Genomic DNA, 17002 nt, shown 5'->3' with positions numbered 1-17002 from the left:
CACGCACTCGTTGCTCGTCTCCGGGCAGTCTGTCGGAACGTTGCATTCCGCGCTTGTGCCTCCGCTGCCTCCGGTGCCTCCCGCACCGCCTATGCCGCCCGCGCCGCCCATACCTCCCGCGCCTCCCGCGCCGCCCATGCCTCCCGCGCCCCCATCACCACCTGACCCGCCCAGTCCACCCGAGCCACCGTTTGAGCCGCCCTCCCCCTCCGGCAACGGCTCCCCCGGGACGAGCCCGAGAATCTGGTTGCAGCCGGTCGCCAAAACGGCTGCCAAAACGGCGATTCTCCACGATGTGTACGCCCTCATCGTCGTCCTCCTATGGGCCTATGGGTGGTGGCAGCTCGTTGATAGGCAGAATCCCAACCCCCGCCGGATAAGCGTATGAGACATTGAGCGTCTGCGGAGTCGTCCCCCATCCCCACACCGTGACACCAAACGGCTGGGTACTCGACATCTCCTGCACGCCGTTCGTGCATGCCATCACGCCCTGAAAATCGCCCGTCACGAGATCGACGCGTGTGTATTCGTAATCGCCGATGGATGTCCAGTTCTGGAGTGGGCCTCTACATTTCAGCTCCACGGAGGCGAACTCTCCTGTAGTCTTGGACTTCACACGGATGACGACTAGGCTCGTTTCTGGGTAGGTTGGATCGGTAAAAAACACGTACCGTCTCAGAAACTGCTGGGGCGGGATCACGTTCACCCACTCCGGATCCCCGATGTTATTGTAGGGCGCCCCGCCCGTCATGTAGCCGCCCATGTAGAACGGGTGCTGCGCGTCCTGGCTGCGCACCACGAAGGGCCCCGGATCCTCGAACTCGAGAACCTGGCCCTGGTTGATCGTCGTCGGCGCGCCCGCGGGCTTCATGGGCGTCCAGGTGAGCGTCGTCCCGTCCACGGCGCCGACGAGGCGCCATCGAGACGACTCCTCCTCCGTCGTCGACCGGCTCTTGTACCGCACGGCCACGTATTCGTTGCCGAGAGCGCGCACCGGGGCGAGCTGCTGCTGGCCCGAATCGCAATCGTCCTGCATGGACGGCACGTTCATGCATTTTGACGCGCCGAAGACGGCAATCGGCTTGTCCGACGTGATTGGGCTTCCCGTGAGCTCGTCCGCCTGCGTGATCTGCAGGAACTGGCCCGCGTTCAGCATGTAGTCGACGGGCTTGTTCAGGTCGGAGGTGGGGACGCCGCCGCCGCCCACGATCGCCTTGTTCGGCAGGAGCGTGACCTTCGTGTTGTCCTCATGGGCGAGGATCGCCAGGGATGGCCAGGCGTCGGGGAAGACGTCGCTCGCCTTGTACGCGTTGATCGCGAGATAGTTGGTGTCCCAAGCGCTCGTCGGCAGGAGCAGCGTGGCCGACGTGACGGCTGTCTGAGCTCCGCCATAAGGAACGATCTGATAGGCCGCGACCGGATAGTCCGTCGTGATGTGGAAAGCGTCGCCGATGCCCGTGTCGACCACGCCGGTCTCGGCGCTCAGCGCGGCCGGCTTCGGGCAATCGATGACACTGGCGCCTTGCAACTTTCGCGATAGGAACAGGATCGCAACCTGCCCCACGTCGATTCCCTTGATGGCGTCATAGGCGTTGTACTGGACGGCGCCGTTGGCTCCGACGCTTGGGATGTACGCAAACGTCGCCGGATCGAGCGTCGAGCCCTTCCTCGAGACTTGGAGGTGCACCGGCTTCGCCCAGGTATTTGCCACGAATGCAGCAAAGCATGCGCCATCGGCCTGCGGGCGGAGGGCGGTCTTCAGCGCCCAGTAATCGCAGCCGTACGAACTCCTCGCCTCAACGGCAGCCAGGCAGGCATTATCAACACATTTCCCATTGGCACACGCCTGGTCCGCGGTGCATTGCTGCATGACCTGGCCGTAACAATCAACGACCGCCTTCAAATCGCCGGAACACGTAGCGTCGCAGCCAGGCAGCCCCCCATCCGGTAAGAAATCACCGCCATCCCCTGCCGTGGTGCCGCCATTTCCTGAGCCTCCCTCACCTTCCGGCATGGGCTGCCCGGGAACAAGTCCGAGGATCTGATTGCAGCCACCTACGACGATCGCTGCCGCGACGGCAATCTGCCATGCGGTAAGCCTCATAGCCGTCCTCATCAGAAGCTCCCGTTCACCCAGATTCCACCCGACCCCACATTCATGCGCGTGTTTTTGCTTGGCCTGATCGCGAACAGCACAATCGAACCGGTCAAGGCAGCCCCTCCTGCTATGAAAAGCGCCGTCGCCACGTTCCCTGCTGCTATACCCTCTTCCCGGAGCTGCAAACCCATGGGTTCGCACTGGTTGCTGCTGTTGCAGAGACCCTCGTTGCTCTGATCCTGCTTCGACATGGCAACGATGCCAAAGCCAGACCCAACACCAAGCGTGAGCAGACCGCCCACACCCAGGACCAAGGCGCCGATTTCCGCCCCGCTCAACCCGGGGCGCTGCGATGCCTGCGTTGTAGCCATGGGCGATAGCGCTGTGGGCAGCGTCGGGGGCTGTACCGGTGGAGTCGAAACTGCTGCCGGTGCTGGCGCCTCGATCTCGACGACGACAGTGTCACCGTCCCGCATTACACTGATGTGCTTTTCCCACGGCTTCCGTCCGGTCGCCGTCGCCGCTACGACATGCTTTCCCACATCCACGGGAACGGGTACCCCCCATTGGGCTTGCTCCACCACCGCCCCATCCCGCTGAACCGAAAGCCCCGCCAGGTCACGCAAAGCATCGGGGACGACGACCGTGACCTGCGAGAGGTGTGGCTCGATGGCACCAGCCTTCTGAGCGGCCTTTTGCTGACGGTCCTTGTCGCCCTTTGCCGCTGCGACTTGTTCGGCTCTCCGGTACGCGGCGTGCGCGGTCGCGAGGCGGCCCCACCCCTCGTAGCACTGACCAAGGGTAATCATCCCGCCGACCCCTTCAGGCGCGAGCTTGATCACCTCTTCGAGTCGTGGGCAAGCCGCCGCATAGTCTTTCCTCGTCATCTCCTCAAGCGCCTGCTCGTACATCTGCAGCGCCTGAGCTTGAACGGCTGGGGGCGGGGGCTGCGCTTCCGCAGAGGGAACGGCGAGCGAAAGTGCTATCAGAATAACTCGGACAGAGAAAGCGGTGCGACTCGTCATCGTCACTCCTGTGGGCGGTCATCAGAAAAGGGGCTCGAACGGCCGCTCATTCTGCTTCCGAGGGGATGCGGGCGGATTGCTCACGCGCGCGGGGCGTACTGGAGGTGTAGGAGCGGCCGATGCCGATGCTGATGCCCGAGCGGAGGCCGTGGCCTCCGGTGCCGCGCTGCTCGGCGTGCTCGCTGGAAGAGCTGCCTCGATGGTCGGTGTCGAGGTGGGTGGCGCCTGTGTAGCCGCTGCGGCTGCCGAAGGCGCCTCCGATGGCGTCACCGACGCGGCAGTTGCATCCTCGTCAGGGCCTGTGGTTCGCGCGGCCAAGGACACGAGCACCCCTGTCGCGACGATCAGGAGGCCGATTCCTCCCGCCACGACCGGCCGGATGGCTGGCGCCTTTCGCGGCGTCGCATGCGTCGTCGCAGCCCCGGGGGCGGTCGCATCCGGAACGGGGAGCATCGGCTCTGCGTCGGGTTTGGCTGGCGTTGGCGCCGTAGACGTGCCCACGGTGGACGCCGCCGAAGGAAGCGCCTGCAAGGGAATGGTTACCTGCATGCCCGTGGGAGCCTCGAACACCCCACTCACCGAAAGCGCCATCCCCCGCGCCGGCGGCGCCACCCCCAGCGCCTCCGCGAGCGCCTGCACCGCCGCCGTCGCCGTCTGGAACCGCTCCCCCGGCTCCCGCGCCGTCACCTTCGCGAACCACGCATCGAACCCCGGCGGCAGCGCCACACCACGCCGCGCCGCCCGCGCCGACGCCGGCTCGACCGGCCCCCCGATCGCCACCGCGACCAGCGCGTACACGTTCCCGCCACGGGCCTCCTCGGCCCAGTACGCCCCGCCGACGAGCAGCGTATACGCCATCATCCCGAGTGCGTAGATGTCCGCCGCGCCCGTGAGCCTCGTGCTCGGGTTGAACTGCTCCGGCGCCATGTAGAGCGGCGTCCCGAGCGACTGCGTCGCCGCGCCCGTCGTGGCACCTTCCGCGACGACCTTCGCGATCCCGAAGTCGAGGATCTTGACGCGGGGTTTGTCCTCGTCCCGCTCGCAGAGGAACACGTTCGCGGGTTTCAGGTCCCGGTGGACGATCGAGGCCCGATGCGTCTTGTCGAGCGCGCGTGCGGTCTGGTGCAGGTAGTGCAGCGCCTCGTCCGCGGGGAGCCTTCCCACGCGCTTGAGCCGCTCGCCGAGCTCCTCGCCGCGGAGCAGCTCCATCACGAGGAACGGCATGCCCGTGGACTCGTCGACGCCCGCGTCGAAGACGTCGACGATGAACTCGCTGTCGACGTGCGCCGCGACCTTGGCCTCCCGCTTGAACCGCTCGCGCAGCTCCTCGCTCTGGAAGAGGTGCGCATGCATGACCTTGAGCGCGCGCCGACGCTCGGTTTCGAGGTGGATCACCTCGTAGACGGCTCCCATCCCGCCAGCCGCGATGCGACGGGCGATCCGGTACCGGCCGGCGAAGACGGTTCCGACGGCGAGATCAACGGCTGCTTCCACGATCGTTCGAGATTACAAGGAGGCGCCGTGTATTCTGTCAAGCTTCCAAAGGCATATTATCGAGCTAACGTCGATACACATCGACTCAAAAGGCTTGGTACGGAAGGACTAACCAGCACATACGAAATAAATTCGTTGGATAAATTCGAGGGCCCCAAGCTACGTCCAGGTCGTCTCGTTACGCGGAGACTTGCAAGGAGCGCCCGAGCGTGGTTCGTCCGCGAGCCCCTGGAGCCTGCGGCGCAGGAACCGCGACCGCCACTTGCCGACGGTCTCCTCGGTGACGCCAAGCCTCTTGGCCACGGCTTTGTTGTCTTGCCCGTCGGCGCAGAGGAGCACGATCCGTGCTCGCAGCGCGAGCCGCTGAGGCGTCTTCCCGCGCCGCACGTGCCCTGTCAGGATGTCGCGCTCCTCTGTCGTCAGGACCAGGGGCGTCTTCGGTCGTCCACGGTTCACGACCTTCCTTGATAGGTGATCCGGCCGTCGTTTGTCGAGGGGTCTCCGGCGAACCTTCCGGTGTTGGTCTTACTGGACACCCCACCCCGTTCCAGGGCAAACTCCGCCCCGGAGGCCGCGCCCGCTCCGGATCCCCGAACTCGAGATACTCGCCCGGCTCTGCCCGGGAGATGGGACCGAGAAACTCCAGCCAAGCAGGCACTCTGGAACCCGGGCGCGGCCTCCCCTTTCAACCCCGCGAAGCCGCCTTCACCTCGGGCCGGACGAGCCCCACGAGCGTCCGGATCACGTCCGCGACCGCCATCATGCGATCGAGCCTGCCCTTGGTGTGCGCCTCGCCAACTGGAGCCAGGACGCCCGCAGCCCACGCGTCGAGCACGTCGAGGATCCTCCGCACGTCCGCGGGCTCCAGCGGGGCTCCTGGCCTGGACTTCAGCAGCTCGGGCCGCACGATAGGGATCAGCACCGCGAGCACGTCGGCGAGAGCCAAGGCGCGCGCGTATCGGTTGCCCATGCCTGGCGCTGCGCCGCCGAGGGAGGCGGCTCCGAGCATGCCCTGGGACCACCCGTCGAGTGCGTCGAGCATCCTCGCGAGGGGATAATCTTTCTTCATGGTTTCCTTCCGGCGTCGCACATGCCCTACTTCGTCTGGATCGCGGCGATCGTGAGGTTGAACGCCATCCGATGGAACTCCTCGAAGGCTCGCCCGGCCTCCCGGTCGGTGAGGGCGTACCCACGGAACACCTTGCGCCCCGCAGCGTCGATCGCGCGCTCCTCGACGTACACGCGGCCATCGCTCCCGAACGCGAGGGTCTGGAGACACGCCCACCGGAGCAGATCGCGCGTCCCGTACTGCGCGCGTTCCTCGTCCGTCAACGTGTACCCGACGAACACGCGCCGCCCCGGAGGCGGCTCGTCCTCGATGCAGATGTAGATCGTGCCATCGCTCGCGAACACGAGCTCGGTCGGTAGAGTCGCCATGGTTCTCGACCTCCTTCCCTGCACTCACAACGGGATCCGAAGCTGCACCCGGTCGGGTCGTGAAGCGCCCTCGCTCGAAGTGAGCGACACGATGCCGCCCCCTTGCAGCCGAAGCAGCGCGGGCACGAGCGCTCCCGAGTACGACAGCTCCGGAAGCCGATCACGCAGGCGTGCGACGGAGACGAACCCGTCCGCGTCCGCGCGCATGCGGGAGAGCGCGAAGTGCAGGAGCCCCTCGGCATACGCGTCGTCCCCGAGCCTTCGAAGCGCTCCCGCGTAGTTCGCGACGTAGATCGCCGCGTCCTGGTAGGCCGCGTCCACGCGCATGAGCTCGAGCAGGAGCAGCTCCCCGCGCTCGTCGTGAGCGACGGCGCCCGCGGAAACGCGGGTCGCTCGCGCGGATCGCGGAGGCGGAAGCGGTGGGAGGCGATCCGAGAGGCGAGCCTTGCGGAAGCGCTCGCGGATGCGGAGCACGAGGGCCCCGACGAACGCGCGCGCGAGGCTCCACGAGGAAGGCCGATCCACGATCGTATCACGCGGCGGTTCGGAGTGCGCCACGCTCATCCGCGTCCCGCTTTGCGGCGGCAGCGCCGAGCGGTCCATCACGGTCGTTGCTGCGTCGTCGTCGACGTCCCGAAGGGCGTTCATGGTTCCTCCCTATCGCCGACCCAAGGCGACAAACGCCCCCAGGAGAGGGCGATGGAGACGTGTGCCCAGAACCATCCCCATCGCCCCCTTCTGCAGGGCGTTTGTCGGCTGCGTGCGTCGCCTTGTGGCACGCACATGGATAAAATTGGGTTGGTCGCCCCGGAGGGACACCCAAAAGTGAATCAGGGAGCGCGGCGGGGTCGCTCGGTCCGGATGAGCTCGCCGAGGACGAACGCTCTCACCTTGGGCAGCGGATTCGACGGAAACCGACGATCGTATCGCTCGAACGCCGCCCGTGCATCCGTGATGTCGCCTTGCTCCAGGGCACCCACCGCCCGATTCAGCAAGGCCCGAGCTTCGGGCATCGGATCCGCAGGAGCCGTCCTTGAGCTCGGCGCGCTCGGAGGCTGCGCGGGGGGCGGCGCCGCGGTCACCGGCAGCGCGGCAACAGCCGGGGGAATGCGCTCGTCGAGGTGGCTCCTCGTGGCCTCGGGCACGACCGCCGCGGGATGCATGAGGAGATATACGAGGACCCCTCCAACAACCCCGCCCGTGATGTTTCCTCCGAGAAACGACCCCACGTCCGGCGCAGCCGGCCCCGTCGCCGGAGCCTCGGCATCCGGCACCGCCGCGGGCGCTTCCGGCCTCGTCGATCCCGGCCCCTGCTCGACGATGGCGCGGAGCCGCTCGCGCAGCTCCTCCGGCACGTGCTCCGTGCGCGCGCGAAGGAACGCGAACAGCCCGTCCACCGCGAAGGGCAGGACGACCATGCCGCGGTCGCGCATCTTCCGCTTGATCCGCCGCGTGAAATCCTCCCGCGCGCGCTCGAGGCGATCCTTGACGGTCCGCTTCGAAACGCCGACCAACTGCGCCGTCTCCTCGTGGCTCAGCTCCCCGAGCTCGACGGCCGTCAGCACTTCGCGAAGATCCGCATCCATCTCCCCGATGGTCTCGTGCACGAGTCGCTCGTACTGCGCTGTAGCCATGGCCTCCTCGGGGTTCCGCGCGCCGCTCGGCGCCGCTGTGATGTCTGCCTCGACGGAAAATCCTCCTCGAAACTGCTCGCGTACCTGTCGATCCCGCGCCTTTCGCTGCGTGATCGTGTACAGCCAGACAGCCATCGCCCCCTTCGCCGGATCGAACCGCGACAAACCCACGACGGCCGCCGTCAAGACCTCCTGCGCGAGGTCTCCCACCTCCGCGAGTGGAACAGGCCCCCAGGGCGGCGGAAGACGCACCAACCATCCCGGTACGCGGAGCGCAAGCTGCGTGAGTTGCTCGCGAGGATCACCTTGGGTGTCGAATTCTCGGGTCACGTTCTATCAATTGGGATGAGCGCCCGAGAGGGACACCCAAATCGTCAGTTGTCCTTCGGACGGCAGCAGATCGTCGAGGGACGAAGCGCCTCCACCTCCCCGATCGGTTCCCCGCCGGCCGGCTGGCATGTGCCCGCGTGGTACGTGACGTTCGAGATCGACTTGCTCCCGAGGGCCGCGCCGGGGAGGGTCACATCGAAGCACGCTTCCTTGAGGGACGAGATCGAGTACCCGAGAAGCAGAGGATCAACGCACGCGTCGTCCTTGTAGATCGAGGCCATCGCCGTACACATGCTGCCCTCGACCTCCGGCGAACACTCGCATGCGGTACATCCTCGTTTGTCGTCGAACCCGGTATAGACGACGAGCCGATCGGTGTAGTTCTCCCCCTCGCAGGGGACATCGTCCTCCTTATATACGCAAACGCGAAACTCCGGCGGCGGCGCAGGCGCGGGGGCGCACTTCCCGCCCGCCCCGCATCCGCCCTCGCCGCTCTCCGGGTAACCTTCGCAGGCGACCACGGTGAGACCCCACGTCGGCTCGTCACCCTGCCCGGTGAGGATCTCGAGCTCGTCGACCTCGCAGCCCTCGTCCACGGCCACCATCGGCCCGATCGTGAGCGACTCGACGCACGGCTTGCCGCCGCACTGTTTCCCGGCGGCGATCGCGTTGGAGCTCGAGCAGCTCCCGTCCCAGTCGGCCGGGGGATCGAACGACGTGGGGACCGCGCCGGACGTGTAGCAGGCCGCGTTGCCGGCCGTCATCGTCGCCGGGAGCGTGCACGAGCCCGTCGAAGGTTTGCAGGCGCAGTTGCAGGCCAGCGGCCCCGCGACGAGATCGGCGTACTTGGTGAAGTGGTGGTGGGGTGCCTCGGGCGGGCACTCGACGGCGGCGCCGGGCGTCCTCGCCACGAGGATCGGCTCGCTCCATCCGAGGGGCCGGAAGGGGACGCACTGGCCGGTGCAGATTTTGGCTTCCGTGTCGCCGTCTCCGGCATCTTCTGCCGCGTCGGTTCCGGCGTCCGCCGGAGGGGAAGGATTCAGACAATCAGGCTCGTCGACGTGGCACCAGAGAATGGGTTCGTTGCCGCATCCCCATAGAACCAAGAGCAGGAGCAAACCAAAACACTTTAGTTGATACGTCATTGATATCCCCGGTTCGTTCAAGGACTCCACATGATGCCGATTGCCAACGAGGGCAGCACGACAGGGCTTTCCCAGGCGGAGCGCGGCGAATTTCCAAGCAAAGCACCCTTCATGCGCAGCAGGACCTCACCATGTGCACGCAGCCAGAGCGCCTGGCTCAAGGGTTGGTCATACGATACCCGCAAGCCCGACCCCGCAAATGGCTGAATCGTACCGGTGCGGAACACGAGCTTCTCCCCTCCCGTCGCCTGGAGGAAACCGCCGGCAACAGGAAAACATGTGCGGACACGCGAATGCACGACGAGGCAAGGAATGCCCGTCAGCCCCCCGAGCCACAAGCGGACGGGATCTCCTGCCACCTCGCCCCGGTGATCGACCGCCCCACGAACTTCCACTCCGAGGGAGAACCAAGGCCACCGGGCCGCAGCCTGGATGGCGCCCCCCAACGCGGTGGCAGGTGTATCAAGGAGTCCGACGACGAAGGCGACAGAAAGCTCGCGCCGAAACGGAGGCTCGGGCACCCTGGGCGTGGGTGTGGCGGGAAGCGGTGGCTGCGACGCGAATGGCTCCGGGGCACGGGGTGGCGAAGGAGCCGGGGACGGTGCCCGCAGCGGAGCTGGGGCCTGCGATGGCTCTTGCGAGACCAGGAGCGTCCACGCCTCCGGCGTCTCGCCCTTGGGCGTCATGAACCGCGCGTAGATCATGAGCGCCACGTCCTCGACGAGCTCGTCGCACTTCCACCGCGGGGTCGCCGTCTCCTCCCACTGGACCGCGCCCTGATCGTCTCGCGCGACGAGCGCGGCCTCCAGACGTCCAGCGGCGCGCCGCACCGTCACCGAGAGCGACGCGCGCGCTGCGTCCGGGAAGGCATCGTACCGGAACTTCGCGCTTGTCAGCTCCGCGAGGGCGGAGCTTGCGGGGCACTGCGCTCCGGAGGGCGCCGCGTACTCGAGCCGAAACGCAACGCGCGGCGCCGTGGGCGCATCATCGGCCATCGCGGGCGGCGCGAGCATCACCAGGGCAAGCGTCAGCAGGTCTGCATAGGCGCGGCGCATCGATCCTCGGACGAACCCCAGGCTACCAGGAAGCGTGGAAAAAGTGCAAGACGTTCCCTGCTGGTGGGGCTCGACGACAAACCGGCGCCTTCTCGGCGAGGGTTCCCGGCTGTCATCCCGCCCCTGCTCATGCTATCTAAAGTCTGTAGATCCGCCGCTCTCGTCGGGTAGGCTACTTTTCCCGACGTCGTGGACGAGACCCTCCTACAGCGCAAATTAGGCCACATCATCCGAGATCGACGGCTGGCGCTTGGGCTGAGCCAGGAAGAGCTCGCGGATCGGTGCGCGCTGCATCGGACGTACGTGGGGTCCGTCGAGCGTGGCGAGCGCAACATCTCGATCCAGAACATCGTCCGGATCGCGAACGCGCTCGACACTCGGGTCTGGGAGCTGATTCGAGCTGCCGAGGAGGGGCTTCCCATCCCCTGATGGCTCCGGCGCATTGGAATTCTTTAGGTAGCACTCAGGACGAACGCCCGTCAATACGAAGCGAGCGACTCGTCCCTGACACCCCGCGGGTCGTCATGGCGACTTGGGGAGCTAACCCACGTCGAGCAGCTCCGCAGCGTCGTGTGCGACTGCGCAGCGTGTGATGTCGTTCACTTCTTCAGCTTGAAGAGCGCCATCGCGATCTCGCCATCCTTGATCGTCACGGTCCGCGTACGCGCCCCGCACTTGACCACGTGTACGCCTGGGGGAAGCGGCAACCGAAGCGTATCGGCTGTCGTGATGGAAACATCATCGACGGAAAACCTACATGTACCGCCTATGGCCACTGCAACGAGGGTCCCCACCTCCTCGGGAGTGGTCTCGCTGGACGACGGAGGTGGAGGCGCAGGCGGCGGAGGAGGCGGAGGAGGCAGCGTCGCGGCGAGGACCGAGCGGGACGGCCGCGGGGCGGTTCCTGGCAGGGCTGGTCGGGAAGGCGGCGCCACGACCTGCAAAGACGGTCGAGGGGCCTCCGAGGCCAAGACGTCTACGACAGCCGGCTCGTCATGTGCGCACCGTTCGTTCTTGACGGCTGCTGAGGGCTCTGACGGTGCGGAGGGTGATTGCCACGAGGTGATTCCGTAAACCACCACGCCCGTGGTCAGCATGCCGAGCATCGACAGAAGAGGAGTGTGCCAGTGGCTCATGATCGGCGAGGTCTACCACTGCGAGGAGACCTCATTCGTCAGGGAACGAGACATCGTTTGTCAGAGAACGCCGGACGAAGCTAGCTGCGTTCGGGACGCTGAGATATCAGCTTGGCCGCAATGCCCAGCAACCCGATCCCCAAGGTGCAATCCTCTCCGGCTTGGACCAGTCGAAGCGCCACCACTACCTCCGCATGGTGATGCCGAAGAAGGCGAGCGCCAGAACGCCCCAAAGCGTTTGACCGACGAGCCCCGTGCGCTCCCCGCTGGCCAGCGCGTGGAACTCGACGTCGTCACCATAGAAAAATCGCAGGATGGTCCGGTGATCGTATCCCTGCGAAGCCAGCCAGTGCGCGCAATGCTGGCCAAGACAGCCGCGGTTCCCTGGATGCGACCGAAGCGAAAGGCCGGTGGGGACGACTTCGGATCCTCGTCTGCCGACGTTGTAGGTCACCCAGCGTTCGGTCTTCGTCGGATCGGACCCGAGTGACCCGTCCGGCTTCCAGTAGGCGCCAGCGACATGGTTCGCGAGGATCATGCGCCCCTGGTATCGGAGCACGATCCCCCGCGTCACGGAGGCGGCAACCACGCATTCTTCGCTCGCCCCTCGTGCGAACACCTGAAACTGCTCCCCGCTCGGGATCGCCGTCGTCCGCCCCAGCGTCGGCCGATCCCGCATCGCCCGGAGCACGAACGTCCGCGCCGCGATGGCAAGCGCGGCCTTCGCCTCCGGATGCGCGTACGGATGCTCGCCCGCAACCACCCGCGGCACGTACTCGCGCTCGAGCGAGAGCCATCCCGCAGACGTGAAAACACGCTCCGGAGCTTCGGAAGGCTCCTCTCCGATCACCATGGTCACCCCCGCAATCCGTGCTGCACCACGAAGATCCCGCACTCCGTCACGGGCGAGTTTCCCGGATGCAGCCAAACCCGCGCCGTCGCCCGTCCCGCGTCGCTCGAAAAACGGAACGTCCAACGTTCCACCGGGCTCGGGTACTTGGCCATGGCGACCACTTGCCGCTTCTGGATCAGCGGCCCGACGGTCACCGTGGGCAGCGTGGCAAGCAATGCCTCCTTGCCGAACACCGGATCCAGAAGCGTGAGCGTGGCGGAGACCCGCCACTGCGGGGGAGGCTCGTCCCCCATCAGCGGCGGCTGCTCGATGATCACGACGCAATGTGTCGACGGGCCGAACTGCGGATCCGATTCGACGACGTTATGCTTCGACTCGCTATTGATCTCCGCCACGCTCATGGCATCCCCCCTTCAGGTCTTCACGCCGGACTGCTGCTGATGGTGCTGGAACGCGATTCCGTTGAGGGAGAGCTGCACGTAGAGCCCCACCTCGAGCGGACGCATGACCACACCTCCGAGTTCGATCGGCTTGATCGGGAAGACGATGTCCTCCGGGACGTGGATCACCGCGTTGAATGCGCCATGCTCGTTCCGCTCGGGGTTGTCCGTGAACACGTAGCCATCGGGCACCGGCAAGACCGCTGCGCCGCCCGACGTCCGCGAGAGCGTCTTCACCTTGGTATCCGGCACGTTGCGCAGGTGATCGATGAGCAGCTTGCGGGACAATTCACTCGCGCCGCTTTGCGACTTGTCCCAGTGGAAATAGATGACCGCGGAGCGACGCAGCGCCCGGTACAGGAGGTTCTCCCCGCTGTAATCGTGAAAGATTTCCTTGGGCAAGAACGTGCCCGCGTCGTCCCACAACCACGCCTGCCCCGTGAGCACGCTCTTCGCTTCGCCGATACCCGCGAGCTTGTCGATCTCGGCGCCATCGTACCGGACCCGGAGCCCCGCTTCCTGCATCGTAATCGATTGGATCAGGAACTCCGTCTCACTGTACGTGACCTTCGACGGACGCTGGAGATTCGTCCAGTTCGTCGTCACCGTGGCGCTGTTGCCGAGGAGCGTGAACGATTCCCCCACCGCCACATTGAAGAGCGGATATTCCCCCTTCGGGATGTGGAGCCATGCGGCTTTCTCGTTGCCCAGGCACTTGCATCGAATCTCGGCAACGGAGTAGAAATGGCCCTCCTGGCGCATCACGAACTGCGAACCGCGGGACGCCCACTTGTTGAAGAGTTGCCGCGCGCCATTGTTCGGCGGCACGAAGGTCGGGGGCAGCTTCGGGCGCGGCTTCGGCTTCTGCGCCTGCACCTTCTTCTGCACCTTCTTCACCCCGATACGCTGCCCGCGGGCGCGGGAGCGCCGCTGGAGCTGGCGCAGCTCTTCGAGGGAGACCGTCTTCTTCCCACGCTTGCGGAGCGCGCGAATGTCGCCCGTGTCTTCCTCCTCGGCCTCGAGCTCGAGGGCGGCGGTGTCGTCGTCGTCGTTGTCCTCGTCGTCGGGGCCGGCGGTCTCGTCGTCGTCGAGCTCCTCGAAGGGCGAAGCCGTCTCGCCCTCCTCGTCGGATTCCCTCAAAATGTCGAGGGCTGTCATATTGCTGCTCGTGTTATTGCTCATGATCTGGTTCCTTCCCCTGAAACTGGTCCTCGGAATGTGTCTACGCGTTCGCAACGACGCGACGCACGATGTTGGGCAATCGCAGGAACCGGCCATCCGGGGCCTGATACCAGAACCCCGTCGTTTGCCCCTGCAATGCACCAAACGGCGCGGCGGTATCGTTGCCCGCCGGGGCCGGCGCCTGCTGCGCCGCCTGTGCGGCCTTCTGCTGCGCCATGTACGAGAGCGCGAACATGGCCCCGCCCACCGCGATCACCGCGTTCGCGTGCGCATTGCGCCGCTTGCGCAGCATGTATCCGATCGCGACCAGCGCGACCGGCATGAGCCACCAGTGGTCCTTGACCTCCTTGCTGTTCCGGATGTCGTCCAGATTCGCGAGGAGAGCGACCACCGCACCGGCCCCCGCGGTGTAGAGGAACCCGGTCCCCACGTCGCGAGCCCAATGCCTGTTATTGCCCCGGCGTCGAAACCGGGCGCGCGGAACCGCCACGAGAGAGCGGTCGACGCGGACTCTTTCTTCTGCCATGCTTCACGGTCTCCTTTCGGGCTGCCTGTTGAGAAGTACGAATGCAGCAAATACGATGATTGCCATGGGTAGAAAGCTGGTCGTGGCCCTGACCAATTCGGTCGCGCCATCAAAAGGCGACGGGAGCGGCGTCCGTCGAAGCGTCGCGATCTGTCGCTGAACATCCTCCAGGGTGCGGAGCATCGACTTCTCCGCCTCGTCGAACGGCAGCTCGCGGCCGACGATGCGCTCGCGCTCGACGTGTATCGATAAGACTTCCATTGCGCGCGCCTGCGCAGCGAGGAGGCGCTTCGTAACCTCGTCGTCGAAGTTCACAGCGTGGATCGCCTGCGCAGCGAGACTGCCGAGATATGCCGCAGCGATCGCGACGGCGCCGACGAGCAATACCGTCAGAACGTGGACGATGCCTGTCTCGATCGTCCCGGTCGCCGGCTCTCCCTCTTCGGTGACGATGTCGGACCCCGGCCGGAGATTCCCGGGGGCGAGAAGGAGAAGTGTGCGCGCAATTGCCGAGCCCGCGGCGTTACGCTCTGGTGTGCTGTAGAGATGCGGACCCAATTGTCCCAGCGGCGTAGGCCGCCACGAGACCGGCGCAATCCGCAGGGACATGACGACGAATGCCCGGAATTGACGCGCACGCTGCTTCTTGCCGAGCGCCATCCACGCGCCCTGCTTGGCGGTTTCAAGAGCCGCAGCGCCCGCGCTGGCGAGGTCGCGATCCTGGTGCGACCATCGGAACAGGCGCGGGGAGCTGGGGGGCGGTGCCGGAGGGGCTGGGGCGGGCGGCTCCTCTCGTTGCCACCAGTTCCACCACCAGAATGGTAAATGCTTCGGCATCTTGGGCATGGCGCGGCCCCCCTATCGAAGCGTCACGAGAAAGCGAGGCCCGCAGCGACCACCGCGATCACGGGCAGAAGGCTCCCCTTGTTGTTACCGTCGGCAGTCGACGGGGGAGCGGAGTTGGTTTGCGGGTAGTATTCCCAGCCCGGGGAGCTTCCCCCGCCCTGCTGCTGCCGCAGAACGTTGGCCCGATCCCGCATTGCCTTGGCTGCAAGGGGATAGCCGGATTGCTCGTACGCTTCGGCAACTTCCTCCAATTGATAAGGATTGTTGCAGGCTTCAAGGAAGAGCAGGATGTCCCTCTTGGCAGCTTCGCTGAACGTGTCGTCGAGCTTCGGGGAACCGCCAGCCCCCTCCCAATTCGGGGGCTGCTCGACCTCTTCCGGGGGTTCGGGCGTGGGCTGGGCAGTCGGGGCGGGAATCTCGTGCTTGCCGAGCAACGGCACGTCGACGAATACCGTCCCCGGCTTCGAGCCCGGCGACGCGGGCAGGTCGAAGCTACCCATAGGTGTCACCACGAGGACATGGCCGGGCTTCGTGCTCGCCTGAACACTGACCCCCGGCGGCAGCCCCGCCAAAGGCGCGGCGGGAGGCGGAGGGGGCGGCGGCGGACTCGGCGTGGACTGCTGCTGCGACGCGGCCGGGGCCGGGATCTCGCGCTTGCCGAGCAGCGGCACGTCGACCACCACGGTCCCCGGCTTCGAGCCTGGCGTCGCGGGCAGGTCGAAGCTGCCCATGGGCGTCACCAGAAGGACATGGCCGGGCTTCGAACTCGCCTGGACACTGACCCCCGGCGGCAGCTCTGCGGAAGGCGCTTGTGGCGCGTCGGCGCGAGAAGGAAGAGAAGGAAGCGGTGGCGGACTCGCGGACTCCTGCGTCTGTTGTGTTGTCGTCTGTTCTTCCGTCTTCGTTCCACCGCTGAACACGGTGCCGGACGCGTTGTTTTCCTCGACCAACGCATTGTAGGTTGCCTGATCCAGCTCTCCCGTCGTTGCTAACGGCCGATTGGGCTGTTTCTTGTTCCACCATGTCTGGAACGAGGCGAGCGCCTGCGTCGTCCTCGGCGTGAAACCGCTGACGAGGTCCATCGGATTCCTTCCGAAGTCGGAGGGGTTGCAATCGCCCGGATTCCGCAATGCCCAGCTCGCGAGAAGCGCCTGCGTGTGCGGAACGACAGCAGGGTCGAGCGTCGTCGTCTTTCCCGGAGCGGGCACGCCCGGGGTGGATGGCTGCGCGGGGACGCCATCGACGGCGACCGCGAGCGGGTGATCCGGCCATTCGTTCGGAATGCCGATCTCCTCGCCCGGGTAGAGATACGTCCAGTTGCCGTTCTCGGTGGCCTTGTGCGGATTCGCGGCCCGGAGCTCGGACCACCACTTCGCGCGTGCGGGGAAGGCTCCCAGCTTCGAGGCAATCTTCTGCGGCCAGTCATCTTTCACGACGAGATACTTGCGGGCCGTGGGAAGCACCGCTCCGGTGTCGCCCGCATAATGGAGCCATCCCGGCGGGATGTTCCACACGGGATCGGAATCCGGTTTGCCCGGATTCGCCGCGAGGAGCTCCTGCGTGCGCTCGGTCTGCCCCGTGAGCTTCTTCGTGATCCCGTGCGGCGTTTCGCCGGGGAGCGCGTGGTACGTGCCCCTCGTCGGATCGACGCCCGAGACCTCGCGAGCGCCGCCGCCCCCCGTCAGAGTCCGCAGCAGGCGAGGATCGTGCATGCGCAAGAGGGGCACGGCGCGGATCATCGCCTCGAGCTGTCCGGCGCTCATCGGTGAGGCCGACACGTGCTGCAATGGTCGCGGCCTCG

At 66.2% G+C, this 17002-nt stretch carries 17 protein-coding genes; 1 reads left to right on the top strand and 16 read right to left on the bottom strand.

Annotation, left to right across the window (positions count from 1 at the left end; genetic code table 11):
• Positions 1–319 precede the first annotated feature (319 nt).
• The 10 genes from GF068_RS40605 to GF068_RS40560 form a co-directional block, all read right to left on the bottom strand.
• Positions 320–2104: an IgGFc-binding protein gene (locus GF068_RS40605; protein ID WP_153824935.1), complete on the bottom strand. Its 1785-nt coding sequence runs from the start codon at positions 2102–2104 to the stop codon at positions 320–322.
• An 11-nt stretch (positions 2105–2115) separates the two neighbouring features.
• Entirely contained in the window at positions 2116–3009 is an 894-nt protein-coding gene (locus tag GF068_RS40600; protein WP_153824934.1) for a tetratricopeptide repeat protein, read from the bottom strand.
• A gap of 135 nt (positions 3010–3144) precedes the next feature.
• Positions 3145–4617 (bottom strand): protein kinase domain-containing protein, encoded by a 1473-nt coding sequence (locus GF068_RS44640; protein WP_153824933.1) that lies wholly within the window; start codon positions 4615–4617, stop codon positions 3145–3147.
• Between the two features lie 159 nt (positions 4618–4776).
• Positions 4777–5073, bottom strand: coding sequence for a helix-turn-helix domain-containing protein (locus tag GF068_RS40590; protein WP_153824932.1), 297 nt, complete (start codon positions 5071–5073; stop codon positions 4777–4779).
• Positions 5074–5302: 229 nt separating this feature from the next.
• The gene (locus tag GF068_RS40585) at positions 5303–5686 is read right to left on the bottom strand and encodes a hypothetical protein (RefSeq protein WP_153824931.1); all 384 of its coding nucleotides are present in this window, start codon (positions 5684–5686) and stop codon (positions 5303–5305) included.
• Positions 5687–5712: 26 nt separating this feature from the next.
• Positions 5713–6054, bottom strand: a complete 342-nt coding sequence (locus GF068_RS40580) for a hypothetical protein (RefSeq protein WP_153824930.1) — start codon at positions 6052–6054, stop codon at positions 5713–5715.
• A 24-nt stretch (positions 6055–6078) separates the two neighbouring features.
• Positions 6079–6702 (bottom strand): hypothetical protein, encoded by a 624-nt coding sequence (locus tag GF068_RS40575; protein ID WP_153824929.1) that lies wholly within the window; start codon positions 6700–6702, stop codon positions 6079–6081.
• Positions 6703–6884: 182 nt separating this feature from the next.
• Positions 6885–7898, bottom strand: coding sequence for a sigma-70 family RNA polymerase sigma factor (locus GF068_RS40570; protein ID WP_170319980.1), 1014 nt, complete (start codon positions 7896–7898; stop codon positions 6885–6887).
• Between the two features lie 164 nt (positions 7899–8062).
• Complete coding sequence (locus tag GF068_RS40565) at positions 8063–9163, bottom strand: hypothetical protein (RefSeq protein ID WP_170319979.1); 1101 nt, start codon at positions 9161–9163, stop codon at positions 8063–8065.
• Between the two features lie 17 nt (positions 9164–9180).
• The gene (locus tag GF068_RS40560) at positions 9181–10218 is read right to left on the bottom strand and encodes a hypothetical protein (protein ID WP_153824926.1); all 1038 of its coding nucleotides are present in this window, start codon (positions 10216–10218) and stop codon (positions 9181–9183) included.
• A gap of 189 nt (positions 10219–10407) precedes the next feature.
• On the opposite strand from GF068_RS40560, the gene GF068_RS40555 reads away from it, so the two are divergent.
• Positions 10408–10647 carry a helix-turn-helix domain-containing protein gene (locus GF068_RS40555; RefSeq protein ID WP_338046772.1) on the top strand — a complete coding sequence of 80 codons (240 nt, stop codon included), beginning with the start codon at positions 10408–10410 and terminating at the stop codon, positions 10645–10647.
• Positions 10648–11538: 891 nt separating this feature from the next.
• Here GF068_RS40555 and GF068_RS40550 read toward each other — a convergent pair.
• From GF068_RS40550 to GF068_RS40525, 6 genes are all read right to left on the bottom strand, one after another.
• Entirely contained in the window at positions 11539–12207 is a 669-nt protein-coding gene (locus GF068_RS40550) for a SpoIID/LytB domain-containing protein (protein WP_153824925.1), read from the bottom strand.
• 2 nt (positions 12208–12209) lie between these two features.
• Entirely contained in the window at positions 12210–12608 is a 399-nt protein-coding gene (locus GF068_RS40545) for a hypothetical protein (RefSeq protein WP_153824924.1), read from the bottom strand.
• Positions 12609–12620: 12 nt separating this feature from the next.
• Positions 12621–13829 carry a hypothetical protein gene (locus GF068_RS40540; protein ID WP_153824923.1) on the bottom strand — a complete coding sequence of 403 codons (1209 nt, stop codon included), beginning with the start codon at positions 13827–13829 and terminating at the stop codon, positions 12621–12623.
• 40 nt (positions 13830–13869) lie between these two features.
• A complete protein-coding gene (locus GF068_RS40535) occupies positions 13870–14259 on the bottom strand; it encodes a hypothetical protein (RefSeq protein ID WP_153824922.1) in 390 nt (129 codons plus the stop codon).
• Positions 14260–14358: 99 nt separating this feature from the next.
• Positions 14359–15201, bottom strand: a complete 843-nt coding sequence (locus GF068_RS40530) for a hypothetical protein (protein WP_153824921.1) — start codon at positions 15199–15201, stop codon at positions 14359–14361.
• A 23-nt stretch (positions 15202–15224) separates the two neighbouring features.
• Positions 15225–16913, bottom strand: coding sequence for a hypothetical protein (locus tag GF068_RS40525; RefSeq protein WP_206079662.1), 1689 nt, complete (start codon positions 16911–16913; stop codon positions 15225–15227).
• Positions 16914–17002: the final 89 nt, after the last annotated feature.

The sequence above is a fragment of the Polyangium spumosum genome (assembly GCF_009649845.1).
GTDB lineage: Bacteria > Myxococcota_A > Polyangia > Polyangiales > Polyangiaceae > Polyangium > Polyangium spumosum.
The sequence above is the reverse complement of the archived record's forward strand: the minus strand, read 5'-3'. Positions and strand labels throughout refer to the sequence as shown.

Bases quoted from the DNA above. Each gene is read 5' to 3' on its own strand.
- GF068_RS40585 (WP_153824931.1), bottom strand. From the start codon at position 5,686: ATGAAGAAAGATTATCCCCTCGCGAGGATGCTCGACGCACTCGACGGG.
- GF068_RS40540 (WP_153824923.1), bottom strand. From the start codon at position 13,829: ATGAGCAATAACACGAGCAGCAATATGACAGCCCTCGACATTTTGAGG.
- GF068_RS40605 (WP_153824935.1), bottom strand. From the start codon at position 2,104: ATGAGGCTTACCGCATGGCAGATTGCCGTCGCGGCAGCGATCGTCGTA.
- GF068_RS40560 (WP_153824926.1), bottom strand. From the start codon at position 10,218: ATGCGCCGCGCCTATGCAGACCTGCTGACGCTTGCCCTGGTGATGCTC.
- GF068_RS40525 (WP_206079662.1), bottom strand. From the start codon at position 16,913: ATGCACGATCCTCGCCTGCTGCGGACTCTGACGGGGGGCGGCGGCGCT.
- GF068_RS40565 (WP_170319979.1), bottom strand. From the start codon at position 9,163: ATGACGTATCAACTAAAGTGTTTTGGTTTGCTCCTGCTCTTGGTTCTA.
- GF068_RS40600 (WP_153824934.1), bottom strand. From the start codon at position 3,009: ATGTACGAGCAGGCGCTTGAGGAGATGACGAGGAAAGACTATGCGGCG.
- GF068_RS40530 (WP_153824921.1), bottom strand. From the start codon at position 15,201: ATGCCCAAGATGCCGAAGCATTTACCATTCTGGTGGTGGAACTGGTGG.
- GF068_RS40545 (WP_153824924.1), bottom strand. From the start codon at position 12,608: ATGAGCGTGGCGGAGATCAATAGCGAGTCGAAGCATAACGTCGTCGAA.
- GF068_RS40580 (WP_153824930.1), bottom strand. From the start codon at position 6,054: ATGGCGACTCTACCGACCGAGCTCGTGTTCGCGAGCGATGGCACGATC.
- GF068_RS40575 (WP_153824929.1), bottom strand. From the start codon at position 6,702: ATGAACGCCCTTCGGGACGTCGACGACGACGCAGCAACGACCGTGATG.
- GF068_RS40550 (WP_153824925.1), bottom strand. From the start codon at position 12,207: ATGGTGATCGGAGAGGAGCCTTCCGAAGCTCCGGAGCGTGTTTTCACG.